General features: G+C 64.8%; 24 protein-coding genes. 7 read left to right on the top strand and 17 right to left on the bottom strand.

Going from position 1 to position 21,295, the window contains the following annotated elements; all coding sequences use genetic code 11:
* Positions 1-48: 48 nt before the first annotated feature.
* Genes SCD90_RS11865 through SCD90_RS11855 form a run of 3 tightly spaced genes read right to left on the bottom strand, consistent with a single transcriptional unit; the run spans position 49 to position 2,856 of the window.
* The gene (locus tag SCD90_RS11865) at positions 49-972 is read right to left on the bottom strand and encodes a prephenate/arogenate dehydrogenase family protein (RefSeq protein WP_319844895.1); all 924 of its coding nucleotides are present in this window, start codon (positions 970-972) and stop codon (positions 49-51) included.
* Entirely contained in the window at positions 965-2,083 is a 1,119-nt protein-coding gene (locus SCD90_RS11860; protein WP_319844894.1) for a pyridoxal phosphate-dependent aminotransferase, read from the bottom strand. The genes SCD90_RS11865 and SCD90_RS11860 overlap by 8 nt, the downstream gene beginning before the upstream one ends.
* The gene (locus SCD90_RS11855) at positions 2,080-2,856 is read right to left on the bottom strand and encodes a chorismate mutase (protein WP_319844893.1); all 777 of its coding nucleotides are present in this window, start codon (positions 2,854-2,856) and stop codon (positions 2,080-2,082) included. The genes SCD90_RS11860 and SCD90_RS11855 overlap by 4 nt, the downstream gene beginning before the upstream one ends.
* A gap of 144 nt (positions 2,857-3,000) precedes the next feature.
* Between SCD90_RS11855 and metX the strand changes: the two genes are divergently transcribed.
* On the top strand, positions 3,001-4,179 hold the full coding sequence (metX, locus tag SCD90_RS11850; RefSeq protein WP_319844892.1) for a homoserine O-acetyltransferase MetX: 1,179 nt from the start codon (positions 3,001-3,003) through the stop codon (positions 4,177-4,179).
* A complete protein-coding gene (gene metW, locus SCD90_RS11845; RefSeq protein WP_319844891.1) occupies positions 4,176-4,850 on the top strand; it encodes a methionine biosynthesis protein MetW in 675 nt (224 codons plus the stop codon). The genes metX and metW overlap by 4 nt, the downstream gene beginning before the upstream one ends.
* Positions 4,851-4,856: 6 nt before the next feature.
* On the opposite strand, the gene SCD90_RS11840 is transcribed toward metW, so the two are convergent.
* The 3 genes from SCD90_RS11840 to SCD90_RS11830 form a co-directional block, all read right to left on the bottom strand.
* A complete protein-coding gene (locus tag SCD90_RS11840; protein WP_319844890.1) occupies positions 4,857-5,630 on the bottom strand; it encodes a methyltransferase domain-containing protein in 774 nt (257 codons plus the stop codon).
* Positions 5,631-5,671: 41 nt separating this feature from the next.
* Complete coding sequence (locus tag SCD90_RS11835; protein WP_319844889.1) at positions 5,672-7,150, bottom strand: sensor histidine kinase; 1,479 nt, start codon at positions 7,148-7,150, stop codon at positions 5,672-5,674.
* 91 nt (positions 7,151-7,241) lie between these two features.
* Positions 7,242-7,988, bottom strand: coding sequence for a VOC family protein (locus tag SCD90_RS11830; RefSeq protein ID WP_319844888.1), 747 nt, complete (start codon positions 7,986-7,988; stop codon positions 7,242-7,244).
* Between the two features lie 56 nt (positions 7,989-8,044).
* On the opposite strand from SCD90_RS11830, the gene SCD90_RS11825 reads away from it, so the two are divergent.
* Genes SCD90_RS11825 through SCD90_RS11815 form a run of 3 tightly spaced genes read left to right on the top strand, consistent with a single transcriptional unit; the run spans position 8,045 to position 9,677 of the window.
* On the top strand, positions 8,045-8,551 hold the full coding sequence (locus SCD90_RS11825; RefSeq protein WP_319844887.1) for a MarR family winged helix-turn-helix transcriptional regulator: 507 nt from the start codon (positions 8,045-8,047) through the stop codon (positions 8,549-8,551).
* Positions 8,548-8,988, top strand: a complete 441-nt coding sequence (locus tag SCD90_RS11820) for a VOC family protein (RefSeq protein ID WP_319844886.1) — start codon at positions 8,548-8,550, stop codon at positions 8,986-8,988. The genes SCD90_RS11825 and SCD90_RS11820 overlap by 4 nt, the downstream gene beginning before the upstream one ends.
* 53 nt (positions 8,989-9,041) lie before the next feature.
* Positions 9,042-9,677: an HAD hydrolase-like protein gene (locus tag SCD90_RS11815; protein ID WP_319844885.1), complete on the top strand. Its 636-nt coding sequence runs from the start codon at positions 9,042-9,044 to the stop codon at positions 9,675-9,677.
* Here the strand turns inward: SCD90_RS11815 and SCD90_RS11810 are convergent.
* From SCD90_RS11810 to SCD90_RS11780, 7 genes are all read right to left on the bottom strand, one after another.
* A complete protein-coding gene (locus tag SCD90_RS11810; protein WP_319844884.1) occupies positions 9,593-11,626 on the bottom strand; it encodes an AI-2E family transporter in 2,034 nt (677 codons plus the stop codon). The two genes, SCD90_RS11815 and SCD90_RS11810, sit on opposite strands and share 85 nt — an antisense overlap.
* Positions 11,627-11,756: 130 nt before the next feature.
* Positions 11,757-12,464: a FadR/GntR family transcriptional regulator gene (locus tag SCD90_RS11805; protein WP_425265682.1), complete on the bottom strand. Its 708-nt coding sequence runs from the start codon at positions 12,462-12,464 to the stop codon at positions 11,757-11,759.
* A 210-nt stretch (positions 12,465-12,674) separates the two neighbouring features.
* Positions 12,675-13,397, bottom strand: coding sequence for a fumarylacetoacetate hydrolase family protein (locus tag SCD90_RS11800; protein ID WP_319844883.1), 723 nt, complete (start codon positions 13,395-13,397; stop codon positions 12,675-12,677).
* On the bottom strand, positions 13,394-14,152 hold the full coding sequence (locus SCD90_RS11795; RefSeq protein WP_319844882.1) for an ABC transporter permease: 759 nt from the start codon (positions 14,150-14,152) through the stop codon (positions 13,394-13,396). The genes SCD90_RS11800 and SCD90_RS11795 overlap by 4 nt, the downstream gene beginning before the upstream one ends.
* 8 nt (positions 14,153-14,160) lie before the next feature.
* Positions 14,161-14,967 carry an ABC transporter ATP-binding protein gene (locus SCD90_RS11790; RefSeq protein WP_319844881.1) on the bottom strand — a complete coding sequence of 269 codons (807 nt, stop codon included), beginning with the start codon at positions 14,965-14,967 and terminating at the stop codon, positions 14,161-14,163.
* On the bottom strand, positions 14,964-15,800 hold the full coding sequence (locus SCD90_RS11785) for an ABC transporter permease (RefSeq protein ID WP_319844880.1): 837 nt from the start codon (positions 15,798-15,800) through the stop codon (positions 14,964-14,966). Before SCD90_RS11785 ends, SCD90_RS11790 begins: the two co-directional genes overlap by 4 nt.
* A 15-nt stretch (positions 15,801-15,815) precedes the next feature.
* Positions 15,816-16,727 (bottom strand): ABC transporter substrate-binding protein, encoded by a 912-nt coding sequence (locus SCD90_RS11780; RefSeq protein WP_319844879.1) that lies wholly within the window; start codon positions 16,725-16,727, stop codon positions 15,816-15,818.
* A gap of 236 nt (positions 16,728-16,963) precedes the next feature.
* On the opposite strand from SCD90_RS11780, the gene SCD90_RS11775 reads away from it, so the two are divergent.
* Both SCD90_RS11775 and SCD90_RS11770 read left to right on the top strand, forming a co-directional pair.
* Positions 16,964-17,989, top strand: a complete 1,026-nt coding sequence (locus SCD90_RS11775; RefSeq protein WP_319844878.1) for an isocitrate/isopropylmalate dehydrogenase family protein — start codon at positions 16,964-16,966, stop codon at positions 17,987-17,989.
* A gap of 139 nt (positions 17,990-18,128) precedes the next feature.
* Positions 18,129-18,713 carry a histidine phosphatase family protein gene (locus tag SCD90_RS11770; RefSeq protein ID WP_319844877.1) on the top strand — a complete coding sequence of 195 codons (585 nt, stop codon included), beginning with the start codon at positions 18,129-18,131 and terminating at the stop codon, positions 18,711-18,713.
* 83 nt (positions 18,714-18,796) lie between these two features.
* On the opposite strand, the gene SCD90_RS11765 is transcribed toward SCD90_RS11770, so the two are convergent.
* The 4 genes from SCD90_RS11765 to SCD90_RS16635 form a co-directional block, all read right to left on the bottom strand.
* Positions 18,797-19,882 (bottom strand): sensor histidine kinase, encoded by a 1,086-nt coding sequence (locus tag SCD90_RS11765; RefSeq protein ID WP_319844876.1) that lies wholly within the window; start codon positions 19,880-19,882, stop codon positions 18,797-18,799.
* Between the two features lie 129 nt (positions 19,883-20,011).
* Positions 20,012-20,218, bottom strand: a complete 207-nt coding sequence (locus SCD90_RS11760) for a hypothetical protein (protein ID WP_319844875.1) — start codon at positions 20,216-20,218, stop codon at positions 20,012-20,014.
* A gap of 208 nt (positions 20,219-20,426) precedes the next feature.
* Complete coding sequence (locus tag SCD90_RS11755; RefSeq protein ID WP_319844874.1) at positions 20,427-21,083, bottom strand: GntR family transcriptional regulator; 657 nt, start codon at positions 21,081-21,083, stop codon at positions 20,427-20,429.
* Positions 21,084-21,109: 26 nt separating this feature from the next.
* Positions 21,110-21,277, bottom strand: a complete 168-nt coding sequence (locus SCD90_RS16635) for an allophanate hydrolase-related protein (RefSeq protein WP_425265681.1) — start codon at positions 21,275-21,277, stop codon at positions 21,110-21,112.
* Positions 21,278-21,295: the final 18 nt, after the last annotated feature.

Here is a 21,295-nt window from a genome sequence, read left to right as displayed (position 1 = left end):
TGCTCGGGGCGGGAACAAGGCAAATGCCATGCAACCCACCGTCCTTTGTCATCCCTGCGTGCGAACGCGTCCGAAATCCGGTTCGGCGGTGTCCTGCCCCTGCTCGACGATGCCGCGCCGGATCTCCCGCGTGCGGCTGAAATGCTCGAACAGCGTGTCGCCATCGCCGCGTCGGATGGCACGCTGGAGCGCCGTCAGGTCTTCGGTGAAGCGGCCCAGCATTTCCAGCACCGCATCCTTGTTGTGCAGGAAGATGTCGCGCCACATCACCGGATCGGAGGCCGCGATGCGGGTGAAATCGCGGAAACCCGACGCGGAGAACTTGATGACCTCCGAGCGAAGGCTGTCCTCCATGTCCGCCGCCGTGCCCACGATGTTGTAGGCGATGAGATGCGGAATGTGGCTGGTGATGGCGAGCACGAGGTCATGGTGCTCGGGCGACATCCTCTCGACGCGCGCTCCCAAGCCCTGCCAGAACGCCGACAGCCGGTCCACAGCCTCCGGATCGGCGTCCTCAAGCGGGGTGAGGATGCACCACCGATTGCGGAACAGCTCGGCGAAACCCGCATCCGGGCCTGAATATTCTGTGCCGGCGATGGGATGAGCCGGCACGAAGTGCACGCCTTCGGGGAGAAGAGACGCCATCTGCCGCACGACGGACGTCTTCACCGATCCAACGTCGGAGACGGTCGCCCCGGGCTTCAGCACGGGGGCGATCGCCTGCGCCACGGCGTCCGAGGCGCCGACGGGCACGCTCGCTATCACGAGGTCCGCGCCACGCGCCGCTTCGGCCATGTCTGTGGTGTAGACGTCGCCAAGGCCAAGTTCGCGGGCGCGCTCCAGAGTTTCCGACCGACGCGTCTGAACCACGATCTCACCGGCAAGGCCATTGGCCCGCGCCGCGCGCGCGATCGACGAGCCGATCAGGCCGATCCCGATCAGCGCCAGCCGTCCGAACAGGGGTTCAGCCATTGGCTGAGGCCAAGAATTCGGTCAAAGCCTCCACGACGGCGCGGTTGGCTTCCTCGCTGCCGATGCTGAGGCGCAACGCATTCGGCAGGCCGTAATTCTCGAGGCGACGAAGGATGAGGCCCCGCGCCGTCAGGAACGCATCGGCGTCCGCTGCTGTCTGCCCCCGCTCCGCAGGGAAGTGGATGAGCACGAAGTTCGCCACGCTCGGTGTGACGTGCAGCCCGAGTTCTGAAATCCGGCTTTCCAGCCAACCGCGCCAGTGCGTGTTGAAGGCGACAGCCTCATCGAGGAATGCCCGGTCGGAGATGGCCTCCACGCCCGCCGCCACCGCCGCGCCGCTGACGTTGAACGGACCACGAATGCGATTCAGCACGTCCACGATGCTGGCCGGGCCGTACATCCAGCCGAGACGCAGATTGGCGAGCCCGAACACCTTCGAGAATGTGTGCGTGACGACGACGTTCTCGGCCTCGTCGACGAGATCGCGCCCATCGTTGTAATCGTCCCGCCCGACATATTCGGCATAGGCGCCGTCGAGCACCAAGAGCACGTGCGGCGGCAAGCCGGCATGAAGGCGGCGCACCTCCTCGCGCGGGATGTAGGTGCCGGTCGGATTGTTCGGATTGGCGATGAACACGATGCGGGTGCGCTCGTCGACATTGGCGAGGATCGCGTCCACATCTGTGGTGAACCCCGTCTCCGGCACCACGACGGGCACGCCGCCGCGCCCCATGATTGCGATCTTGTAGACGAGGAAGCCGTGCTCCGTGAACACGCCCTCATCACCCTCGCCGACATAGGCATGGGCCAGCAGGTTCAGGATTTCGTCGGACCCCGCACCGCATACGATGCGCTCTGGATCCAGACCCTCCGCTGCACCGATGGCCTGCCGCAGCGCGCGCGAGGTGCCCTCCGGATAGCTGGCCAGCTTGGCGGCGGCAGCGGCATATGCCTCCACGGCACGCGGGCTCGGCCCCAGCGGCGTCTCGTTCGAGGATAGCTTGAACACGCGGTTCAGCCCCGCCGCGCCGGATTTGCCGGGCACGTAAGGGTCGATGTCGAGAATGCCCGGACGCGGCAGCGGGCGGATGGCGGATATGGCGTCGCTCATCGTGCGTCCCCTCCGTTCGGAGCCAGGGTTACGGGCCGGGCGTAGGATCCGGCAGTGCGTGCGCCTTCCGGCAGCCGCGCCTTGTCGAGCGCGACAAGGCCGCGCCAACGGTCCGCTATGTTGTAGGCCAGCACCTGGAACGCGCCCTCGGGCGGCGCTCCGGCCAGATCGAACTGCACGACGGCCATGTCTTCCGCCGCCGCGTCGCCGAGATGGTTGGCGATGACCACGGCATCGGCCGCCGCCGGACGGTTCGGGTAGATCAGGAACGGCAGCCGCGACATGATCTGCGGGCGTCCGGGCTCGCCAAGCTCCGACCACCATGCCGTCGGGGAACCGCCGAGGCGGATGAGGCCAAGATCGCCCTGCGAGGCGCTGACGGCCTCGATGACGGCCTGCGGGCCATCATGCAGGGTCAGCGGCACGTCGAAGCCCATCTGGAATCTCGCAAGATCGCGCATGGCGCCTGCATCGCCCGATCCATCGACATGCACGCCGTAGGGCGCCTGCACATGCGTGAAGCCGGAGATGATGGTGCGCCAGATATGCTCCACGGCGGAGAACGGAAGCCGCCCGCTATGGCGTTCCACTAGCCGGCGCATCATATCTGCCTCGCGGCCCGGCCGGAACGCGGAGCCGGTCTCGCCGGTCCGCTTCACGCGCACTAGTTCATCGATGATGCCGCCGCGCTGGATCAGCAGGCGGTGCATATCCTCGTCGATCTGGTCGATCCGGGTTCGCAGGTCGTCGAGCGTGGTTGGCTGGTCGGTCATCGCAAGGTGCATCAGGCGCAGGGTCGCGCGGGCGCCCCTAGATACGCTGCCCCCGCGCGAAGTCAAAGAAACGTTGACTTGGCAGGCGGGCCGCACCTTAGCTGTCGCCCCACCGGGGCGGAGGACAGGACCAGGGGTATGTTGATGGAGTCGATCAGGGATGCAGCCCGCCGCGAGGCCGACCACCCGCAGAGCCAGGTGGTGCGGTTCGACGCGGACAGGCCGTTGCGGCTCGATTGCGGTGTCAGCCTTTCGCCCCTGCAGATCGCCTACCAGACCTATGGCGAACTGAACGCGGACCGCTCGAACGCGATTTTCGTCTGCCACGCGCTGACGGGAGACCAGCACGTCGCGAACGAACATCCCGTCACGGGCCGCGCGGGCTGGTGGACCACCCTGATTGGTCCCGGCCTGCCCATCGACACCACGCGCTATTTCGTCATCTGCTCGAACGTGCTGGGCGGCTGCATGGGCACGACAGGCCCCTCCTCGCTCAACGAAGCGACAGGACGGGCCTGGGGCATCGATTTTCCGCTCGTGACGATCCCCGACATCGTTCGTGCCCAGGCCATGCTGGTGGATCATCTCGGGATCGACCAGCTGTTCGCCGTCATCGGCGGCTCGATGGGCGGCATGCAGGTTCTGGAATGGGCGGCCAGCCATTCCGAGCGGGTGTTCGCCGCGATGCCTATCGCCACGACCGCCAAGCACTCGGCGCAGAACATCGCCTTCCACGAAGTGGGGCGGCAGGCCGTCATGGCCGACCCCGACTGGAGCGGCGGGCGCTATCTCGACCACGGCATCGTGCCGCGGAAAGGCCTCGCGGTCGCGCGCATGGCCGCGCACATCACCTATCTCTCGGAGCCTGCCCTCCAGCGGAAGTTCGGGCGTGAGTTGCAGGACCGAGAGCGGCCCACCTTCACCTTCGATGCCGATTTCCAGATCGAAAGCTATCTGCGGCATCAGGGATCGAGCTTCGTCGAGCGCTTCGACGCCAATTCCTATCTCTACTGCACCCGTGCCATGGACTATTTCGATATCGCGGCGGACCACGAGGGCAATCTGGCGCGCGCGTTCCAGGGCACCAAGACAAGGTTCTGCGTCATCAGCTTCTCGTCCGACTGGCTGTTCCCGACAGCCGACAGCCGCGCCGTGGTGAAGGCGCTCAACGCCGCGGCCGCCAACGTCTCCTTCGTCGAGGTGTCCTCCGACAAGGGGCACGATGCCTTCCTGCTGGACGAGCCTGAGTTCTTCGCCACCGCGCGGGGCTTTCTTGCCGGCGCCGCCCGCGCACGCGGGCTGACGGAGGCCAGCGAAGGATGAGCCCGTCGAAACGTGAGGGTGCGCCGCTCGCCACGGGGCCGGCACATCGTGGCTTCGCGACGGATATCCGGCCCGATCACCTGCTGATCTCGGAAATGGTGAGCGAGGGCTCCCGCGTGCTCGACGTCGGGTCCGGCGACGGACAGCTGCTTCGCCTCCTCATCGACCGCAAGAACGTGGATGGGCGCGGCATCGAGTTGAGCCGCGCCGGGGTGAACGCGTCCGTGGCGCATGGCCTCTCGGTGATCGAGGGAGACGCCGACACCGATCTCGCGGACTATCCCACCGACAGCTTCGACTATGTGATCCTCTCGCAGACGCTGCAGGCGACGCGTCATCCCAAACAGGTCATGGAGCATCTGCTGCGGATCGGGCGCCACGCCATCGTTTCGGTGCCGAATTTCGGACACTGGCGGATGCGGATGCAGTTGGTCATCTGGGGGCGCATGCCCGTGACGCCCAGCCTGCCGGCCTCATGGTACGACACCACGAACATCCATCTCTGCACGATCCGGGATTTCGTGGATCTGTGCGACGAGACAGGTGCGCAGATGGTGCGGGCCGTCGCACTGGACAGCTCCGGCGGGCCTGTCCGGGTCAATGCTCCGTGGTGGTTCTGGAACCTGTTCGGCGCGCAGGCCATCTTCCTGCTGCGCCGGCGCGGAAGCTAGCCGCCTCTACTCGTACTTGGCCGGCGCCCCGACGCCGGGCGCGGGACGTCCAACCTCCGGCACCAGTCGACGCGCCAGACGCCTGACCCGCTTGACGCGGGAAGCCCGGCGCCGCACGCGAGCCGGCCGGTGAACCTGCTTCACCGCCTCGACGATGTGGACGCCCGCAAACGGCGCCCAGAACCGGCCGCCGAGACGTTCAAGCGCAATGGCCGACCGCAGCAGGATGGCGCGCTCGATGGGCGGGAACAGAAGAGCTTCGCTCCACTCGACGGGATTGAACTGCGTCTCCCTCAGCAGGTTGCGCAGCTGCATGCTGCTGTAAGGGCGCCCGTGGCCGAAAGGGTTGTTCTCGAAGGCCGACCACGGGGCACGGCGGTTTGCCACCACGGCAAGCAGCCTCCCACCCGGCGCGAGGCAGCGCCATGCTTCCCGCAAGACCTCTCGAGGCTCCGCCGCACTTTCCAGGGCATGAACCAGCAAGATGCGGTCTATCGCCTCGTCGGGCAGCGGCCACATTTCGCAGTCGATCAGCGTGGAGGCCACGCCTCTGCTGGACCTCCAGTCGAGCACGCCCTGTTCCGCCGGCATGAAAGCCAGCACACGCTCTGCCTCCTCGCGGAAAGGCCCGAGGAACGGGGCCGCGTAGCCGCAGCCAAGCACCCTGAGGCCCGCGACGTCGGAGAAGCGCGCCCGGATCTTGGCGCGCAGCACCCGGCGGGCAATCTGGCCCAGCGGCCGGTGATAGAAATCTCGCAGATCGATGACGTCGAGGGACATACGCTGCCAGTTTGGAGTTCCCAGCCTCAAGGGGCAAGAGCTCAGGCCTCGAGGGTGGCATCCTTCAGGGTGCGCGGCAGGCGGACGCGGAAGGTGCTGCCCTCGCCGAGCTTGGAGGTCACGGTGATGTCCCCGCCAAGACGCCGGACATAGGCGCGCACATAGGCAAGGCCGATGCCCTCCCCGGGCTGGTCCTGCCGGCCCGTGCGGCGGAACAGCTCGAAGATACGCTCGAAATCGCCTTCCGCGATGCCACGACCATTGTCGGTGATGTCGATGCTGACATCCGCCCCGAGGGTTCCGGACACCACCTTGATTTCCGGTGCCCGCGCGGGATCGGAATATTTGACAGCATTGTCGAAGAGGTTGCCGAAGACCTGCTCGAGCGAGAACTTGTCCGAGACGATGGCCGGGAAGGTGCCGCTCATCGCGATGGATCCGCCGCGCTCGTTGACGCGGTGGCGCACGTTCACGGAGGCATCCTCAAGCAGGGCCGCCATGTCGATGCGCTCGGGCGTCAGGGGACGGCGCCCCTCGCGGGACAGCTTGAGGATGGCATTGATCAGCCCATCCATCTTGCTGGTCGAGGTGCGGATGAAGCCGACCGCCTCGTCGAAGTCCTTCTGCAACTGCACGTCGGCAGGAGTGGCGGCGATGCCGGTCCTCTCCCGCAGGGCGTCCATGTCGCGGAACACCTCCTTGCTGAACTCCATGAGCTCGGACGTGAAACCCATGACGTTGACGAGAGGCGAGCGAAGGTCGTGGCCCACGATATAGGCGAAGCGCTGGATCTCGGTGGTCGCACGGCCGAGTTCGGCGGTGCGCTCCGCGACGCGACTTTCGAGGCTCTCGTTCAGCATGCGCATCTCGGCGCGCGTCAGGAGCAGTTCGCGCGTGTAACGCAGGGCAATGACGGTCGAAATTCCGACCACGATGAGGATCAGCAGGGTTCCGCCGATGATGGACGCCTGCAAAGCACGGGTGCTTGAAACCTGCTGCCCGGTGGCCTCGCTCAAGCGGCGATCGCCCACGGCAAGAAGGCCGCTGATGATGCCTCTCGCCTCCTGCATGAGGTTTTTGCCCTGGTCGGTACGTACGACCTCGAGAGCGCCTTGAAGATCCCCGGCACGAACCATGTCGATGGTGCGGCTCAACTCCGCGAGCTTGCCTTCAGCTATCTCGCGCAGCCGCGCCGTTTCGGCGCGATGGTCCGCAAAGACGTCCTCGCCAAGATCCCCGAGTATCGCTGGCAGCCGGGTACGGGCCGCCTCGAAGGGAACAAGATAGGCGTCCTCCTGAGTCAGCAGGAACCCGCGCTGGCCGGTTTCCATGTCCTGCAGCGCGTTGCGCAACTCGATGGAAACACGGTTGAAGCGCCGCGCCTCCTCGATGTCCTTGCCGAGGCCCTCCATCTTCAGCGAGAGCCAGAAAGTCACTCCGATCATCATCAGCAGAGCGGCCACGCCGATCAGCATGAGGATCGCCGTGGCGCGGATGAACCGGACGTTTGAGATGGGCATGGGAATCGATCAGCCAGACCCTGAAGCGGGCACCACGCTCATACGCCCTGAAGGACAATGGCGCCATGGCGTACACGCCACCAGCCGTCAATCAGCCGAGCGGACCGACCAGGGCGATCGAGGAACCCTGAGGATCGAGCGCGTTGATGATCCACATGCCGCCCGGCACTTCCTGCGGTCCGAAGATCACCTGCCCTCCCGCCGCATGCACCCGCTCCGCTGCCGCCGTGATGCTGTCCGTGAAGACATAGAAGAGCCAGGTGGGCTCCGGCACGTCCGGAACCTTCGTCATCATGGCGCCGATGTCGCGGCCTTCCGACTGGATGATCTGGTACACCCCCGTGGGGCACCCCTCCATCGCGATCCCCTTGGTCCATCCGAACAGGTCGGAATAGGTGCCGAAGACGCTTTCCCAATCGGCGGCCAGCAATTCGTGCCAGCCCATTGTGCCCTTCGTCCCGTAGGCCAAGTTGCGTGGCTCGCAATTCTCCATCATCGCGATGCGTGCGCCCTGCGGATCCTTGAACACGCCGAGGCGCATGTCGCCGACTGTCAGACGGCGGACGGCGGCGCCGCCGGCCTCCTCCATCCGGGTCGCGGCCTCGTCGAGGTCTCGCACCGCCACGTAACCCGTCCAGCCTTTCGGCGTTCCAGGATCAAGGTCTTGCAGCGGATACATGGCTGCCACGGGCGTTCCGTCGGCGCGGAACATCGTGAAGCGGATGCCGGCAACTTCCGCAGCCTCGGCAGTCCAGCCCATGACGCTGCCATAGAAGCCCGCGGCTGATCCCGGATCGGCAGCCGTGTATTCGTACCAAACGAAATTGCCGTGATCCATGCTGTTCCTCCATCAGTGATCTTGTCTTTTACGTTGATATCAATATACTGGCTTCGATGTCAAAGCCCCTTGGACTTGCCGCAGATGAAACCAGCGTCCCCTTTGCGACCACGATCCTCGTGCGCGACTGCTGCCTCTGCCTTCATGCACAGCGCGCGGCGCGTGCGCTGGCACGCCGCTTTGATGAAGCGCTTCGCCCGGTCGGCCTCACCAATGGGCAGTTTTCATTGCTGATGTCACTGAACAGGCCAGAGCCTCCACCGATGGGCCCGGTCGCGGATCTTCTGGCAATGGACCGGACCACCCTGACGGCTGCGCTGAAGCCGTTGCAGCGCCGCGGGCTTGTGCTGGTTCTTACCGACCCGAAAGACCGCCGCAGCCGCCGTCTCAGCCTGACGGAAGAAGGGCGGGCGCTGCTCGCGCGCGCCCTGCCGATCTGGACGAGCGAGCATGCCGCCGTCGAAGCGATGCTGCCCGCAGGAGATGCCGCCCGCCTGCGGGCAAGCTTGCAGGCCGTCGCGCAGGAAGAATCCACCAGCGGAAAACACGTGAGGCAACGATGAGCAGGATGATCTTTGTAAATCTCGCCGTGAAGGACTTGCCCCGCTCCCGGGCGTTCTTCGACGCACTGGGCTTCACCTTCAACGAGAAGTTCAGCGACGACACAGCAGCCTGTATGGTGGTGTCCGACACCATCTTCGTGATGCTCCTCACCGAGGCGAAATTCCAGGGCTTCACGCCGAAGTCGATGGTGGACGCGCACAGCAGCACGGAGGTGATGAACTGCCTGTCCTGCGACAGCCGCGAGGAGGTCGACAGCATGGTGGCCAAGGCCAAGGCCGCGGGTGGAACCACCTTCAACGAGCCCAAAGACTATGGCTTCATGTACTATCACGCCTTCAGCGACCCGGATGGCCACATCTGGGAGATCATGTGGATGGATCCGGCAGCCGCCGTGGATGGCTGCCCGGAGGCCGCAGCCGCCGCATCTTCCGCCTGAGAGCCTACTAACCGGCCATTGACGTAGAGGCGTGGCGGGGTCATGCAACTTGCATGATCGCGCCCGCCATCCGCCTCGCCATCTTCGATGCCGATGGCACACTCGTCGATTCTTTTCCCTGGTTCTGCAGCGTCGTGAACGAGGTGGCGCGCCGCCACGGCTTCCGCGAGGCCCGCGAGGACGAGGTGGACAAGCTGCGCGGCATGCGGACACGCGAAATCATGCGCGAACTGTCCATTCCCGTGTGGAAGGTGCCGTCCATCGCGCGCGACCTGAGGGCGCTGAAGCTTGACGCGGCAGCGGAGCTTCGGCCCTTCCCCGGCACTCACGATTTGCTGGCGACCCTGCACGCCCGCGGCGTGAAGCTGGCGATCGTCAGCTCCGACAGCGAACGCAGCATCCGCCGCACGCTGGGCCCCGAGACGTCGGGCCTCATCAGCATGTTCCGCTGCGATGCCTCCCTGTTCGGCAAGGCCGGCCGGCTGAAGGCCACATTGCGCGATGCGGTCGTGCCGGCGGCGGAAGCCATCTATGTGGGCGATGAGACACGCGATGCGGTGGCCGCCAAGAAGGCCGGCCTCCGCTTCGGTGCGTCCACATGGGGCTATGCGAGCGAAGCGGCGCTTCGCGCCAGCGATCCCGACCTCGTGTTCTCAAGGCTCGAGGACGTCGCAGACCTGCTGTCCTGACCGGCCGCCTCCGCGGTTGCGGCCGCGCGCAGCGCCCCGAGGCAGGCGTCCACGCCTTCCCGCAGGCTGGTGACGTAGTAGTCGGCACCCACTTCGCGCCTGAGGGTCGCATCCGTCAGGATGGCGTCATCCGCAGGCCACAGGCCGACCAGCATGGGTGCGCCGGGGATGCGTTTGCGGAGGCGGCGCAGCAGATAGCGCAGATGAGCGGGATTGCCGCTGATATCGAGGTAGGACACGCAGACCATTGCGACGCCTTCGACATCCAGCTGAGCGATGCTCGATCTCGCGACCCCGTCGTAAGGAACCACCCGTGAATTCAGCCCGTGCTTGCTCAAGAGCTGGGCCAGCATGGCGGACGCCGCCTCGTCCAACTGTCCACGGCCGGCGATGCAGAGCACCGGCGTCTCGCCCCGCCACCCTGTGGGGCGAGCATCCACTTCCGGCGCTTGGCGCAGGGGAGCCTCATCGTCGGGCAGCGCCTTCTCGGCCAAAGTAGGCCCGTCCGGCGAGTTCTTTTCGGCGGCGCTTTGCTCCGGCTCCTGATCCGGCCTTTCGGAGAACTCCTCGACCAGTGCGCGCGTCTGCGAGCGGATGGTCTCCACCTGCGTTGGCGTCAGCACCCCCCGCTGGAAGTCCAAAGCGGCCAATTGCAGGCCCTTCAGCGCCACCTCGTCATAGTAGGAGGAGAGCGAGCGGATTTTCAGCATCTGCTCGGCCTGGTCCTGCGCCTCGTCCGGGTCGCCCGCGAGCATTCGCTGGTAGAAGTTTTCGACGGGCGTCAAAGCCGGGCGGTCGCCGAAGAGAACGTCGAGAAATTCAAGCCTTTCAACATGCCGTCCGAGCACGACAAGGCAGACGGTGAAAGGCGTCGCCAGAAGAAGACCGATCGGGCCCCAAAGGAAGCCCCAGAACAAGGTCGAAACGACGATGGCCAGCGGCGACATTCCCGTGGAGTGACCGTACATCATCGGCTCCACCACCTGCGCCATCAGGGCTTCGCTGACGACGAAGAGGCCAGCCGCCCAGATCACCATGGACCAGCCGGGATCCACCGCGGCCCCCAGCAGCAAAGGAGGCGCAGCCGCGATGAAGCCGCCGATATAGGGCACGAAGCGCATCAGGGTGCCGAACACGCCCCACAGCGCGGGATTGGGCACCCCGATGATCCACAGTCCGACGCCCACGATGACGCCGAAGGCGGCGTTGAGCCCGATCTGCGTGAGGAAAAACGTGCCGAGCCGTCGCGTCGCGTCGTTCATCGCGACGGTGGTCCGGTGCAGGTCGCTGGCACCGAACAGCCGGATCAGGCGGTCTCTCAGATCCTCCCTCTGAAGGAGGATGAAGACGATCACCACGAGCACGATGCCAGCCGTGGTGATGGGCTTGATCAGAGGCCCCAGCACGTTCTGGGCAATGGTCAGCGGCGAAGGCGCGGGCTCCTGGACACGCACCAGCATCGCCTGCTCCGAGCCGGACTGCGGTGTCGTCTCACCTCCATTGGGCGCCTGCGGTTCGGGCTCAGCCGTGGCGCGCCGGAATTCCTCGCTCGCTTCCCTCAGCAGGTCGGATGCGCGGCCGACAAGCCCCTCCTGCAGGCCTGAAAGCTTTTTCTCAACCTCCGTGCGATATTGCGGCACGTTGCCGGCCAGTTCCGTGATCTGCTCCCCGATCACAAATCCCAACCCAACGAAAAGCCCCAGCGCCAGAGTGACGGCAGCCAGCACCGAGGGTATGCGCCAAGGCAGGAAACGGCGGATAAAGGAGACGATCGGCGCGAGCGCAAGGCTGAGCAGGATGGCCAGAACCAGCGGGATGAGAACATCCTGCGCCAGGTAAAGCGCACCGACGACAACGACGCCGACAGCAAGTGTGGTGAGGCCCGACAGGCCCGGTGTAGCAGGCGGCGCGACGCCGGGCGGCTTGCGGGAAATGGGTGTTAGCGGCACGGCGGGCGCATCCTTTACCGTGGTGTGGGTGCACACCGCGCCAGCCTAAACTCTGGTGACTCGCCTTTTGCTCCGTCCGCAACCGCCGATATTGATTGCGCGCAAGCGCCGTGTGCCGTTGCTGAAGCCCTCAATCCCCTGCCCTGAGCTTGCGCTCCACCGACATCAGGTGCGTCTGCATGGCCGATCCGGCTTTTTCGATGTCGCGGGTTTCGATCGCGGCGACAATTGCGTCATGTTCCGCGAAGGAGTGATGGGATGGTTCCGGCGCGTTGTTGTTGGGCCGGAGACGTCCCCAGACCACCGCCCGCCGCACCGCATTCAGCGTGTCGAACAACCCGACCAGCAGATTGTTGCGGGCGCCCTGAACGATGGACCGGTGGAAGCGGTTGTCCCAGTTCTCGTACTGGCGCCAGGTGTGCGCCTCGCGCGCCCGCACAAGGCAAAGCCGCATCTCAAGGATGTCGGTCGAAGTGGCATTGAGCGCGGCCTCCCGGCAGATGGCGGGCTCGATGAGAAGCCGAGCCCGCATCACTTCGGACGGATTGGTCTGGCTGGTCAGCGCCGTGACGTCGCCGATGTCCTCCAGCGGCCGCTGGCCGACGAATGTGCCCTTGCCGACATGGCGCCAGACCTGCCCCTCGGATTCGAGGATCGCCAAGGCCTTCCGCAACTCGCCCCGCGACACGCCAAGGCTCTCGCAAAGCTCGCGCTCCGACGGCAGCCGGGTGTTCGACTCCATCTCCTTCTGGGCCACGAAGGCGCGCAGCTGCGTCAGCGCCGCAGCGTAGTCCTGCTTGCCTTCCGCGGGCTCAACTGGCGCAAACATCTCGTTCATCGTCGGGTACAGGTTCCTCCGCCTGTCTGCGGACACATGCATCTCGCATGCCGGTCTAGGGCAGGTCTCGGACCGCATAAACCGGTAAAGCCGATGAACCGGTATGCATCCAGCGCCTGTGCCGGCAAAAATGGGTGCTCGCAATCCGCTGATTGGTTTGCCGGGGATCCGGCGGCAGGTGGCTGCCCGAGCCGCCTGCCGCCGGTATGCTCAGACTACGGCTGTGTGCAGGTCTCCGACGCCATCCACATGGCCGTGCATGACGTCGCCCTTCTGGATCGGCCCGACGCCTGCCGGCGTGCCTGACATGATGATGTCTCCCGGCGCCAGCTCGAACAGGCCCGAAAGGTAGGAGATCATCTCCGGCACCTTCCAGATCAGCTGGTTGAGGTCGCCGGCCTGGCGGCGCTCGCCGTTGACATCGAGCCAGATGGCGCCCTGATCGGGGTGGCCGATCTCGGAGGCCGGCACCAGTTCGCTGCACGGCGCGGACGCCTCGAACGCCTTGCCCACTTCCCACGGGCGCCGGAGATCCTTGGCCTCGCCCTGCAGGTCGCGGCGGGTCATGTCGAGGCCGACACCGTAGCCGTAGACATGGTCCAGTGCGCTCTCCACCGGGATGTTGGTGCCACCCTTCCCCAGAGCCACCACCATCTCGATCTCGAAATGCACGTCGCTGGTCATCGACGGATAGGGAAAGGGCTCGCCGCTGAGGATGATGTTGTCGGGGTTCTTCTGGAAGAAGAAGGGCGGCTCCTTGTTGGGATCATGCCCCATCTCAATGGCATGGGCGGCATAGTTGCGGCCGACGCAGTAGACGCGCCGCACCGGATAGACGGCCGAGGTGCCGCGCACCGGAAGCGTGGGAAGCGGCGGAGGGGCGACGACGTATTCGGCGTCGCGCACGGTGTCGATGGTGGCAGCGTTTGTCATCCGTGTCGTACTCCAGCGTAGAAATCGATCTTGCGTTCGAGGATGGCGATAAGTTCGGCCGCGCCAAGGGCAAAGGCGAAGACGATGAGCGTCAAAGCCCAGAACTCCTCCATGAGGAAGTTGCGGGAATACAGTTCGAACAGTTCTCCGAGCCCGACGATGGACACGAGCAGCTGGCCGATGACGACGCCCTTCACGCCGCGCACGACACCCAGGCGGATGCCGGCGAGGATTTCAGGCAGCGCGGCCAGAAGCGTGATCTTCGTGAGCTGCTGCCAGCCGGACGCCCCGAAGGAGCGCGCCATCTCGTTCAGCGAGTTGGGCACGTCGCGCACGCCGGCGCGGGTGTCGAGCACGATGATCCAGACCGCGAACATGAAGACGGTGACGATGATCGTGGCTTGCCCCATGCCGAACAGGATCATGATGATGGGCACCAGCGCCGACAGAGGCGCCGAGACGAACAGGTTGACCCACATGCCGAGCAGTTTGTCGGCTGCGTTGAAGCGCCCCATCAGGAGCCCCATCGGAACCCCCACGGCGATGGCGAGGAGAAGGCCGAGCACGAAGCTCTCCACCGTCATCCAGGCCGCACCGAGGAAGGTGGAGGAACCCACCACCTGCCCAAGCTCCATGACGACGGAACTCAGCGGCGGGAACAGGAAGACGATGCCGAGATGCCCGACGATCTCCCAGATGACGGCCCAGAAGAGCAGCGAGGCGAGAGGCGGAATGCGGTAGCCGGCGATGGTCATGTCGGGCCTCAATCCGCGTAGTTGCGCAGGCCGCGCCAGATATCCTCGACGATGTCGAGATATTCCGGATCGCGGCGGATGTCTTCGGGACTGCGCTCGCGCGAGATCTTTGGCTCGATGATGTCCGACACCCGGCCCGGGCGCGGCGACAGCAGCACGATGCGGTCCGACAGGTAGACCGCCTCCTCGATGGAGTGCGTCACGAAGATCAAAGTCTTGTTCTCGACCTGCCTGAGTTGCAGGAGATCTTCCTGGAACTTGCGGCGGTTCTGCTCGTCCACCGCGCTGAAGGGTTCGTCCAGGAGGAGCACGTCCGCCTTGACGGCCAGGGCTCGCGCAAGGCCGACGCGCTGCCGCATGCCGCCCGAGAGTTCGTGCGGGTAGCGGTTCTCGAACCCGGCGAGGCCGACCTGGTCGATGTAGTGCTTTGCGGTCGCCTCCCGCTCACTCCGCGCCACGCCACGTAATTCCAACCCGAAGGCCGCGTTGCGCAGCACCGTTGCCCAGGGCATCAGCGCAAAGTCCTGGAACACGAAAGCCCGTTCCGGTCCCGGCTTCGTAACCGTCCGGCCATTGACGACCACCTCCCCAGAGGTCGCGGGCACGAGGCCGGCGATGATCTTGAGCAGCGTGGTCTTGCCGCAGCCGGAGGGGCCCAGCAGGCTTGTGAACTGCCCCTTGGGGAAGGTGAGGTTGATGCCCCGAAGGGCCTCGGTGCCCGTGGGGTAGACCTTGCACAGGTCCCGCACCTCGACACTGGCCTCGGGTGCCACGGGGGCGACTTCGCGCGGGCGCGTCATGACGGCGGCGATCATGCGGAAAGCTCCCTCTTTTCAGGCCGGAACAAGACGATCTCGGCGCGTTCCAGCAGGCTGACGACGACGGCGGAGAAGATGATGATGGTGGCGATCACGGCATACATCTCGGCGTAGTCCGCCACCGAGCGGTGATAGGTGATGAGGTCGCCCACGCCCGTAGGCGTGATGAGCAGTTCGGCCAGCACCACGCCGACAAAGCCCGCGGAGATGCCCAGCCGCAGCCCCGCAAAGATCATGGGGCTGGCATCGGGCAGCACGATCTTGAAGATGTCCTGCCGCGAATTGCCGAGGAAGGACCGGCACATCGCGCGCAGCGAGGGGCTGACATTGCTGACCGCCTTGTAGCCGTTGAGAGCGATGACCGGCAGCGCCAGCATGATGACCGCCAGCACCTTGGCCGTCAGGCCGATGCCGTAGACGAAGGTGATGAGCGGGATCAAAGCGGCCATGGGCGCCGCCTGCATGACGACGAAGACGGGGACTCCCGCCCATTCGAACTCCTTGCGGAGCCCCATCGCCACGCCGACGGAGACGCCAACCACGGCCGACACCACGATGCCGATGACGAGCGGCTGAAGCGTCACGAGGAAAGCCGACGGCAGGGACCCGTCAGCGACCAGCCGACCGAATGCCGCGACGACATCGGAAAACGGCGGGAACGCCACATTGATGGGAATGCGTCCCGCGATCTCCCAGAGACCGCAGAACAGCGCGATGGAGGCCAGGCGCCAGAGCAGGATGGATCCTGCCCAGGACTTGCCGCCCGACGGAGCCAGTCCGGCGGCCTTCGCCTGCGGCTGGCTGGGATTGGTCACGAGATCGAGGCTCATGGTCACGCCTCCGGCTCAGGAGCCGAGCGCGGCGCGCGCCTTCTCGAGCGGCTGGAAGCTCCAGAAGTCCTCGGCCTTCAGCTGGCCAGCGTCGCCCTTCAGCTGCCCGGCGACGGTGTAGAACTCGAAATCGCTCTTCACAGCCGCGGCGCTGCCGCCATCGTCGGGATAAAGCTTCGCCGAGACGGCATCCTCGAAATAGGGTTCGACCTCACCTTCCAAATCCTTCGGAAGATCGGGCAGCAGCTTGTACTTGGCGCGTAGCGCAACAACGCTCTTCGGATCCTTGTTGATCTCGCGCTGCGTCTTCAGCAGTTCCTCGACCAGGATCTGCACATCGTTGGCGCTGCTTTCGAGGAAGGCGGTGTTGGCATAGAGCGCTTCGTCGGAGGCGTTGATGTCGCCCATCTCCAGCGCCTTGTACTTGTCGCCGCCCTTTTCCTTCACCAGCCGGAGCGCGGAGGAATCGATGATGGTGGCCTTCACATTGCCCTGCAGCAGAGCGCCGGCGCGAACTTCGGCTCCCGGGACATAGGACAGCTTGGAGAACTTGATGCCGTGCTTCTGCGCCATCAGGTTCATGATGGCTTCCGTGCCGGAGCCGCGCGAGTGAACGGCGAATTCCTGACCGTCGAGGTCCTTCCAGTCCTTGTAGAACTCGGTGTTGACCACCGGATAGAAGCGCAGATTGCTGATCTGGTAGAACAGGCGGATCGGCGCCTTCACCTTCTGCAGCAGCGCATAGGGCGTGCCGATGCCCACATCGGCCTGCCGGCCCACCACGGCCTGTGCCGCGAGGTCCTCGGACTTGAAGAAGGTGGTCTGCACATCGACGCCGCGCTCCTTGGCACGTTCGAAGGCGATCAAGAGGTTCAGCTGTTCCACGCTGGCGATGTCGCCGAAGGCAACCTTGACCGTACCGGCCATGGCAGAGCCGGCGAGAAGAGCCGTGACGGAAGCAGCCGCGAGGAGGCTGGCTGCACTGCGAAAGACACAAGCGCCCATAATGCCCATAACGTCCATCTCCCTAACCAATTTTTATTTTATTGCATATTGGTTAGCATGCGTTCGCCAGGTGGTCAAACCTCGTTGACGCCGGATTTGGCCTCTGCGATGAAGCCCATATGCGGCGCCTGACCGCATCCGGACCTGAAAGGAACGCCATGTCGAGCAAGTCCCGCCTCCCCGCCACGCTTATCCCCGGCGACGGCATCGGACCCGAGATCACCGACGCCGTGGTGCGCGTGCTCGACGCCGTGGATGCGGGCTTCGACTGGGATGTGCAGCTGGGTGGCATGGCTGCCATCGAGGCGCACGGCGAGCCGCTGCCAAAGGAAACACTCGCCTCCATTCGGCAGAACGGTCTGGCTCTGAAAGGCCCGCTGACGACGCCGATCGGCACCGGCTTCCGCTCCGTCAATGTGCAGCTTCGCGCCGAATTCGACCTCTACGCCAATGTCCGCCCCGGCCTGACCATCGTGCGCGGCGGCCGCTACGAGGACATCGACCTCATCCTCGTGCGCGAGAACCTCGAAGGCTTCTATGTGGGGCTGGAGCACTATGTGCGCGTGGGCGACGACCCGCATGGCATGGCCATCGCGTCCGGCATCAACACCCGCGAGGGCTCACGCCGCGTGCTGCGCTACGCCTTCGACATGGCCGCCCGCCTCGGCCGCAAGAAGGTGACGGTCGTACACAAAGCCAACATCCTGAAGATGTTGACGGGCATCTTCCTGGAGACGGCACGCGAGGTGGCAGCTGACTATGCCGGCCGGGTCGAGATGGACGACCGGATCGTGGATGCCTGCGCCATGCAGCTGGTGCTCGACCCCTCGCAGTTCGACGTGATCGTCACCACCAACATGTTCGGCGACATACTGTCGGACGAGATCGCCGGCCTCGTCGGCGGCCTCGGCCTCGCGCCGGGCGCCAATATCGGCGACAAGGCCGCCATCTTCGAGGCCGTGCACGGTTCGGCACCGGACATCGCCGGCAAGGGCGTGGCCAACCCCACAGCCATGCTGCTCGCCGCCGCGCTGATGCTCGACCATGTGGGGCAGAACGAGAAGGCGACGCGCATCCGGGCTGCACTGGGCGAGACGCTGAACTCGGACAAGAAGACCCGCGATCTCGGCGGTACGACAGGAACCGCAGAGTTCGCCGAAGCTCTCATCAACCGTCTCAGATAGGCAGGACTTCACCTCGCCGATCAAGAAAGGGGCGGGTGGCACCCCTCCCCTTCATGCCGCCGTCTCTTCCTTCCGAGCTTCACCGCTCCATCTCGCTTCCTGGGCGCCTTCGCTGGCGAATCCGGGAGGCATGGGCGGAATGAAGAAGACCTTCCTGACGATCGTAGCGATCTTGACCGTCGCTCTTGCATTTTCAGCCGGTGCCCGGGCCCAGGGAGATGCGTGGAGCAAGCTCGGAAATCCGGGAACGCACATCCTGATGCGACACGCCGAAGCGCCCGGCGTCGGGGACCCGCCCAATTTCCGGATCGGCGACTGCTCGACCCAGCGCAACCTCTCGGAGCAGGGTCGGGATCAGGCACGACGCATCGGACAAGCGATCAGGGATCGCGGCATCCGGATCGAGCGCGTCTTGTCGAGCCAATGGTGCCGGGCGGCACAGACGGCATCCCTGCTTGGCCTCGGAGCGGCCGTGGAATACCCCGCCCTGAACTCGTTCTTCTCCGTACAGGACACGGCAGGGAAGCAGTCCCGAGAGGTGAGCCGCAAACTGGCAGCGCTCGACAAGCTAGGCGAACGGGCGATCCTGGTGACCCATCAGGTCAACATCACCGCATTGACGGGCGTGTTCCCAGCATCCGGCGAAATGATCGTGGTCCGTGTTGCCGGTGAAGGGGTTCGGGTGCTGGGCCGCGTGCCACCGTCCCAAGCCACGGCGCAATGACCGCGAGTTCAACCGGGAGGCTTTTCCAACAGCCACCCCGGAAATGAAACGAGCCTCTCTGGCCCCGACCCGCAGGTGCAAGCCTAGGCTTCAGACTTCGGGAAGAGTACCTTGAAGCAGGAGCCCGAAGCCGAGGAAGCCGCACCGGCTGTCAGCTGGCCATTGAGCTGTTGCGAGAGGGCTTTCACCACCTTCATCCCAAGTCCGGCTGGCGAAGATGCATCGTAATCCTCAGCCAATCCTGCTCCTTCGTCGCAGACGCTCAGCTCGCACTGATCGTCCGAGATCCGGAACGAGACCCCGATCTTTCCTTCACCGTGCTTCGCGGCATTGGTCACGAGTTCATTGACGATCAAGCCGACGGGCTGGATCTGCACCGAAGGAAGTTCGATGGGTTCGCCGGAGACGGTGATCTCCTTCCCGAGAATCGCCGAGAGATCGGCGCACAAACGACGCAGAAACGTCAGGCATTCCACGTAGCCGGCGGCATCAGAGTAGAAGTTGCGGTGTACCTGAGCCACAGCAGCAACCCTGTTCGCGGCCATCTTCAACTCGCCCGCCGCGTCAGTCCCGCCACTTGTCCGGCTTTGCATCAAGAGCATGCTGGAGACGAATTGCAGGCTGTTCATGACCCGATGATCGATCTCGCGGGCCATGAGGCGAGAACGTTCGATCGCGACCCGTGCGGAGCGCCTGAGTTCAAGCTGGTCCATTACGACAGAAGCGAGATCCTTGAGATCGTCGATCTGATCCTGATCGATGGTCCGCGGTTCGGTATCGAGAACGCACAATGTTCCGAGATTGTAGCCGTCATAGGTGCGCAGCGGTGCCCCCGCGTAAAAGCGGAGGCCCATTTCGCCAGCGACCAGGGGGTTCGTCATGGAGCGCGGATCCACCTTGGCGTCGGTCAGAACGTACGCATCCGGGGTCAGAATTGCCGAGGCGCACAAGCCCGGATCACGCGGGATCTGACTCACCGGAGCGCCATGACCTGACTTGAACCAGATCCGGTCGTGATCGACGACACTGATGATCGAAATGGGCGTTCTGAACCTTCGCGCCGCGATGGCGGTGATGCGATCGAAGGCGCCATCAGGCGGCGTGTCCAGGATGTCGTAGCGTTTCACCGCCGCCATCCGCTGATGTTCATCCTGCGGAATGATGTTCATTGCCATCCTTCGTGCCACTGAACCGCCACTTCACGTTGCTTTTAGCACGGCCGGGCCGAGCAGGGGTGCAGGCGCGGAGCGCCAAGGGTCGAGTCTCACCAGGAGCGCTCCCGGGGCAGCCCTCATGCACTAGAGCTCCTTGGCTGCACTCGCTCCTTCGGCTGTGAGCTTGATCGAGCCGTTCTGCGAGATGGTCGCGAGCCCCGCGTCGCTGAGTTCTTGAGCAGCGATCAGAGCTGCGTTCACGTTCGGATAGAGCGAGATGTAGGATGCCCCCTTCACTGCATCGCCCGCGCGAACTTTGCCCATGGAGACAAAGCGCTGCAGCAATCTCATAGCGTCTGGCGATAGAGGGGGCACAGAAACTCCCGGCCGCAGGAAACATCACGCCATTGTAGCAGATCCGTCCGGAGCTCGTCCCAGGTCTCGCCGCGGACCGTGAATGCCACCGGTGCGCAGGAAGGACCGATCCCCTCAACTTTTTTGGTCTTGCTGACGATCCGCACTTGGCGACCCTGTACGTCTCAGCAGCCCTGCCGACCGCTCACGCCAGGCTGGGAGACACATCTCCCACCGAATGGCGAACTTCGAGCATATGGTCCCGCATTGTTGTCGCAGCACTGCTGGGATCGTTGCCCAGGATGGCGATGACCACCTTTTCATGCTCCTCGACAGACAGTGCGAGGCGCCCGAAAGAGCGGAATTGCGCCTTCCGGAATGGCGCCAGCCGGTGGCGCACGTTCCTCGTCACTTCGGCCAGGAATCCGTTGCCGCTGATTTCGTAGATGGTTTCATGGAAGCGGATATTGGCGGCATAGTAGACGTCGATGTCGCCGCCCCGGGCCGCCTCGCAGCAGTCATCGTGCACGATTTGCAGCTTGTCGCGCCAGATGGGGACTGATTGCTGTGCTGCGTAGGATGCGCACAGAGCCTCCATCTCTGCCATGACCACGAACATCTCGGTGAGCTTGTCCGGCGTGAAGCGTGGCACGACAGCGCTGCAATGGGGCTTCGCCGCTGCGAAGCCAATTGCTTCCAACTGCCGGATCGCCTCCCGAACGGGCGTTCTTGAAACCGAGAACCGCTCCGCAAGCGAAGCCTCGTCGAGAACCGATCCGGGTCCTATGATCCCCCGGACGATCTCGTCTGCAAGCGTCGTGCGAACACGATCGGTCGCGGTCTGCTTCGGTTTAGCGGTCATGAGAGACGATCAACTTTGCCGGGCGCTTAGACGGGTTCGTGGCGACGGTAAACGGGTGCGGTGAGGTTCGCGCGCACCAGTTCTGCGCCCAAACTCTGAAGCTCGCCGTTCAGCGGCAGGCCCGAAGGATGGGCACCAACCACAACCAGATCGATGTGATGCGTTTGCAAGTGTGCTCCAGCGGCGGCTGTCATCCGTCAGGCGGGAGGCGG

It is taken from the genome of Terrihabitans rhizophilus (assembly GCF_033898525.1).
Taxonomy (GTDB): domain Bacteria; phylum Pseudomonadota; class Alphaproteobacteria; order Rhizobiales; family Methylopilaceae; genus Flaviflagellibacter; species Flaviflagellibacter rhizophilus.
The sequence above is the reverse complement of the archived record's forward strand: the minus strand, read 5'-3'. Positions and strand labels throughout refer to the sequence as shown.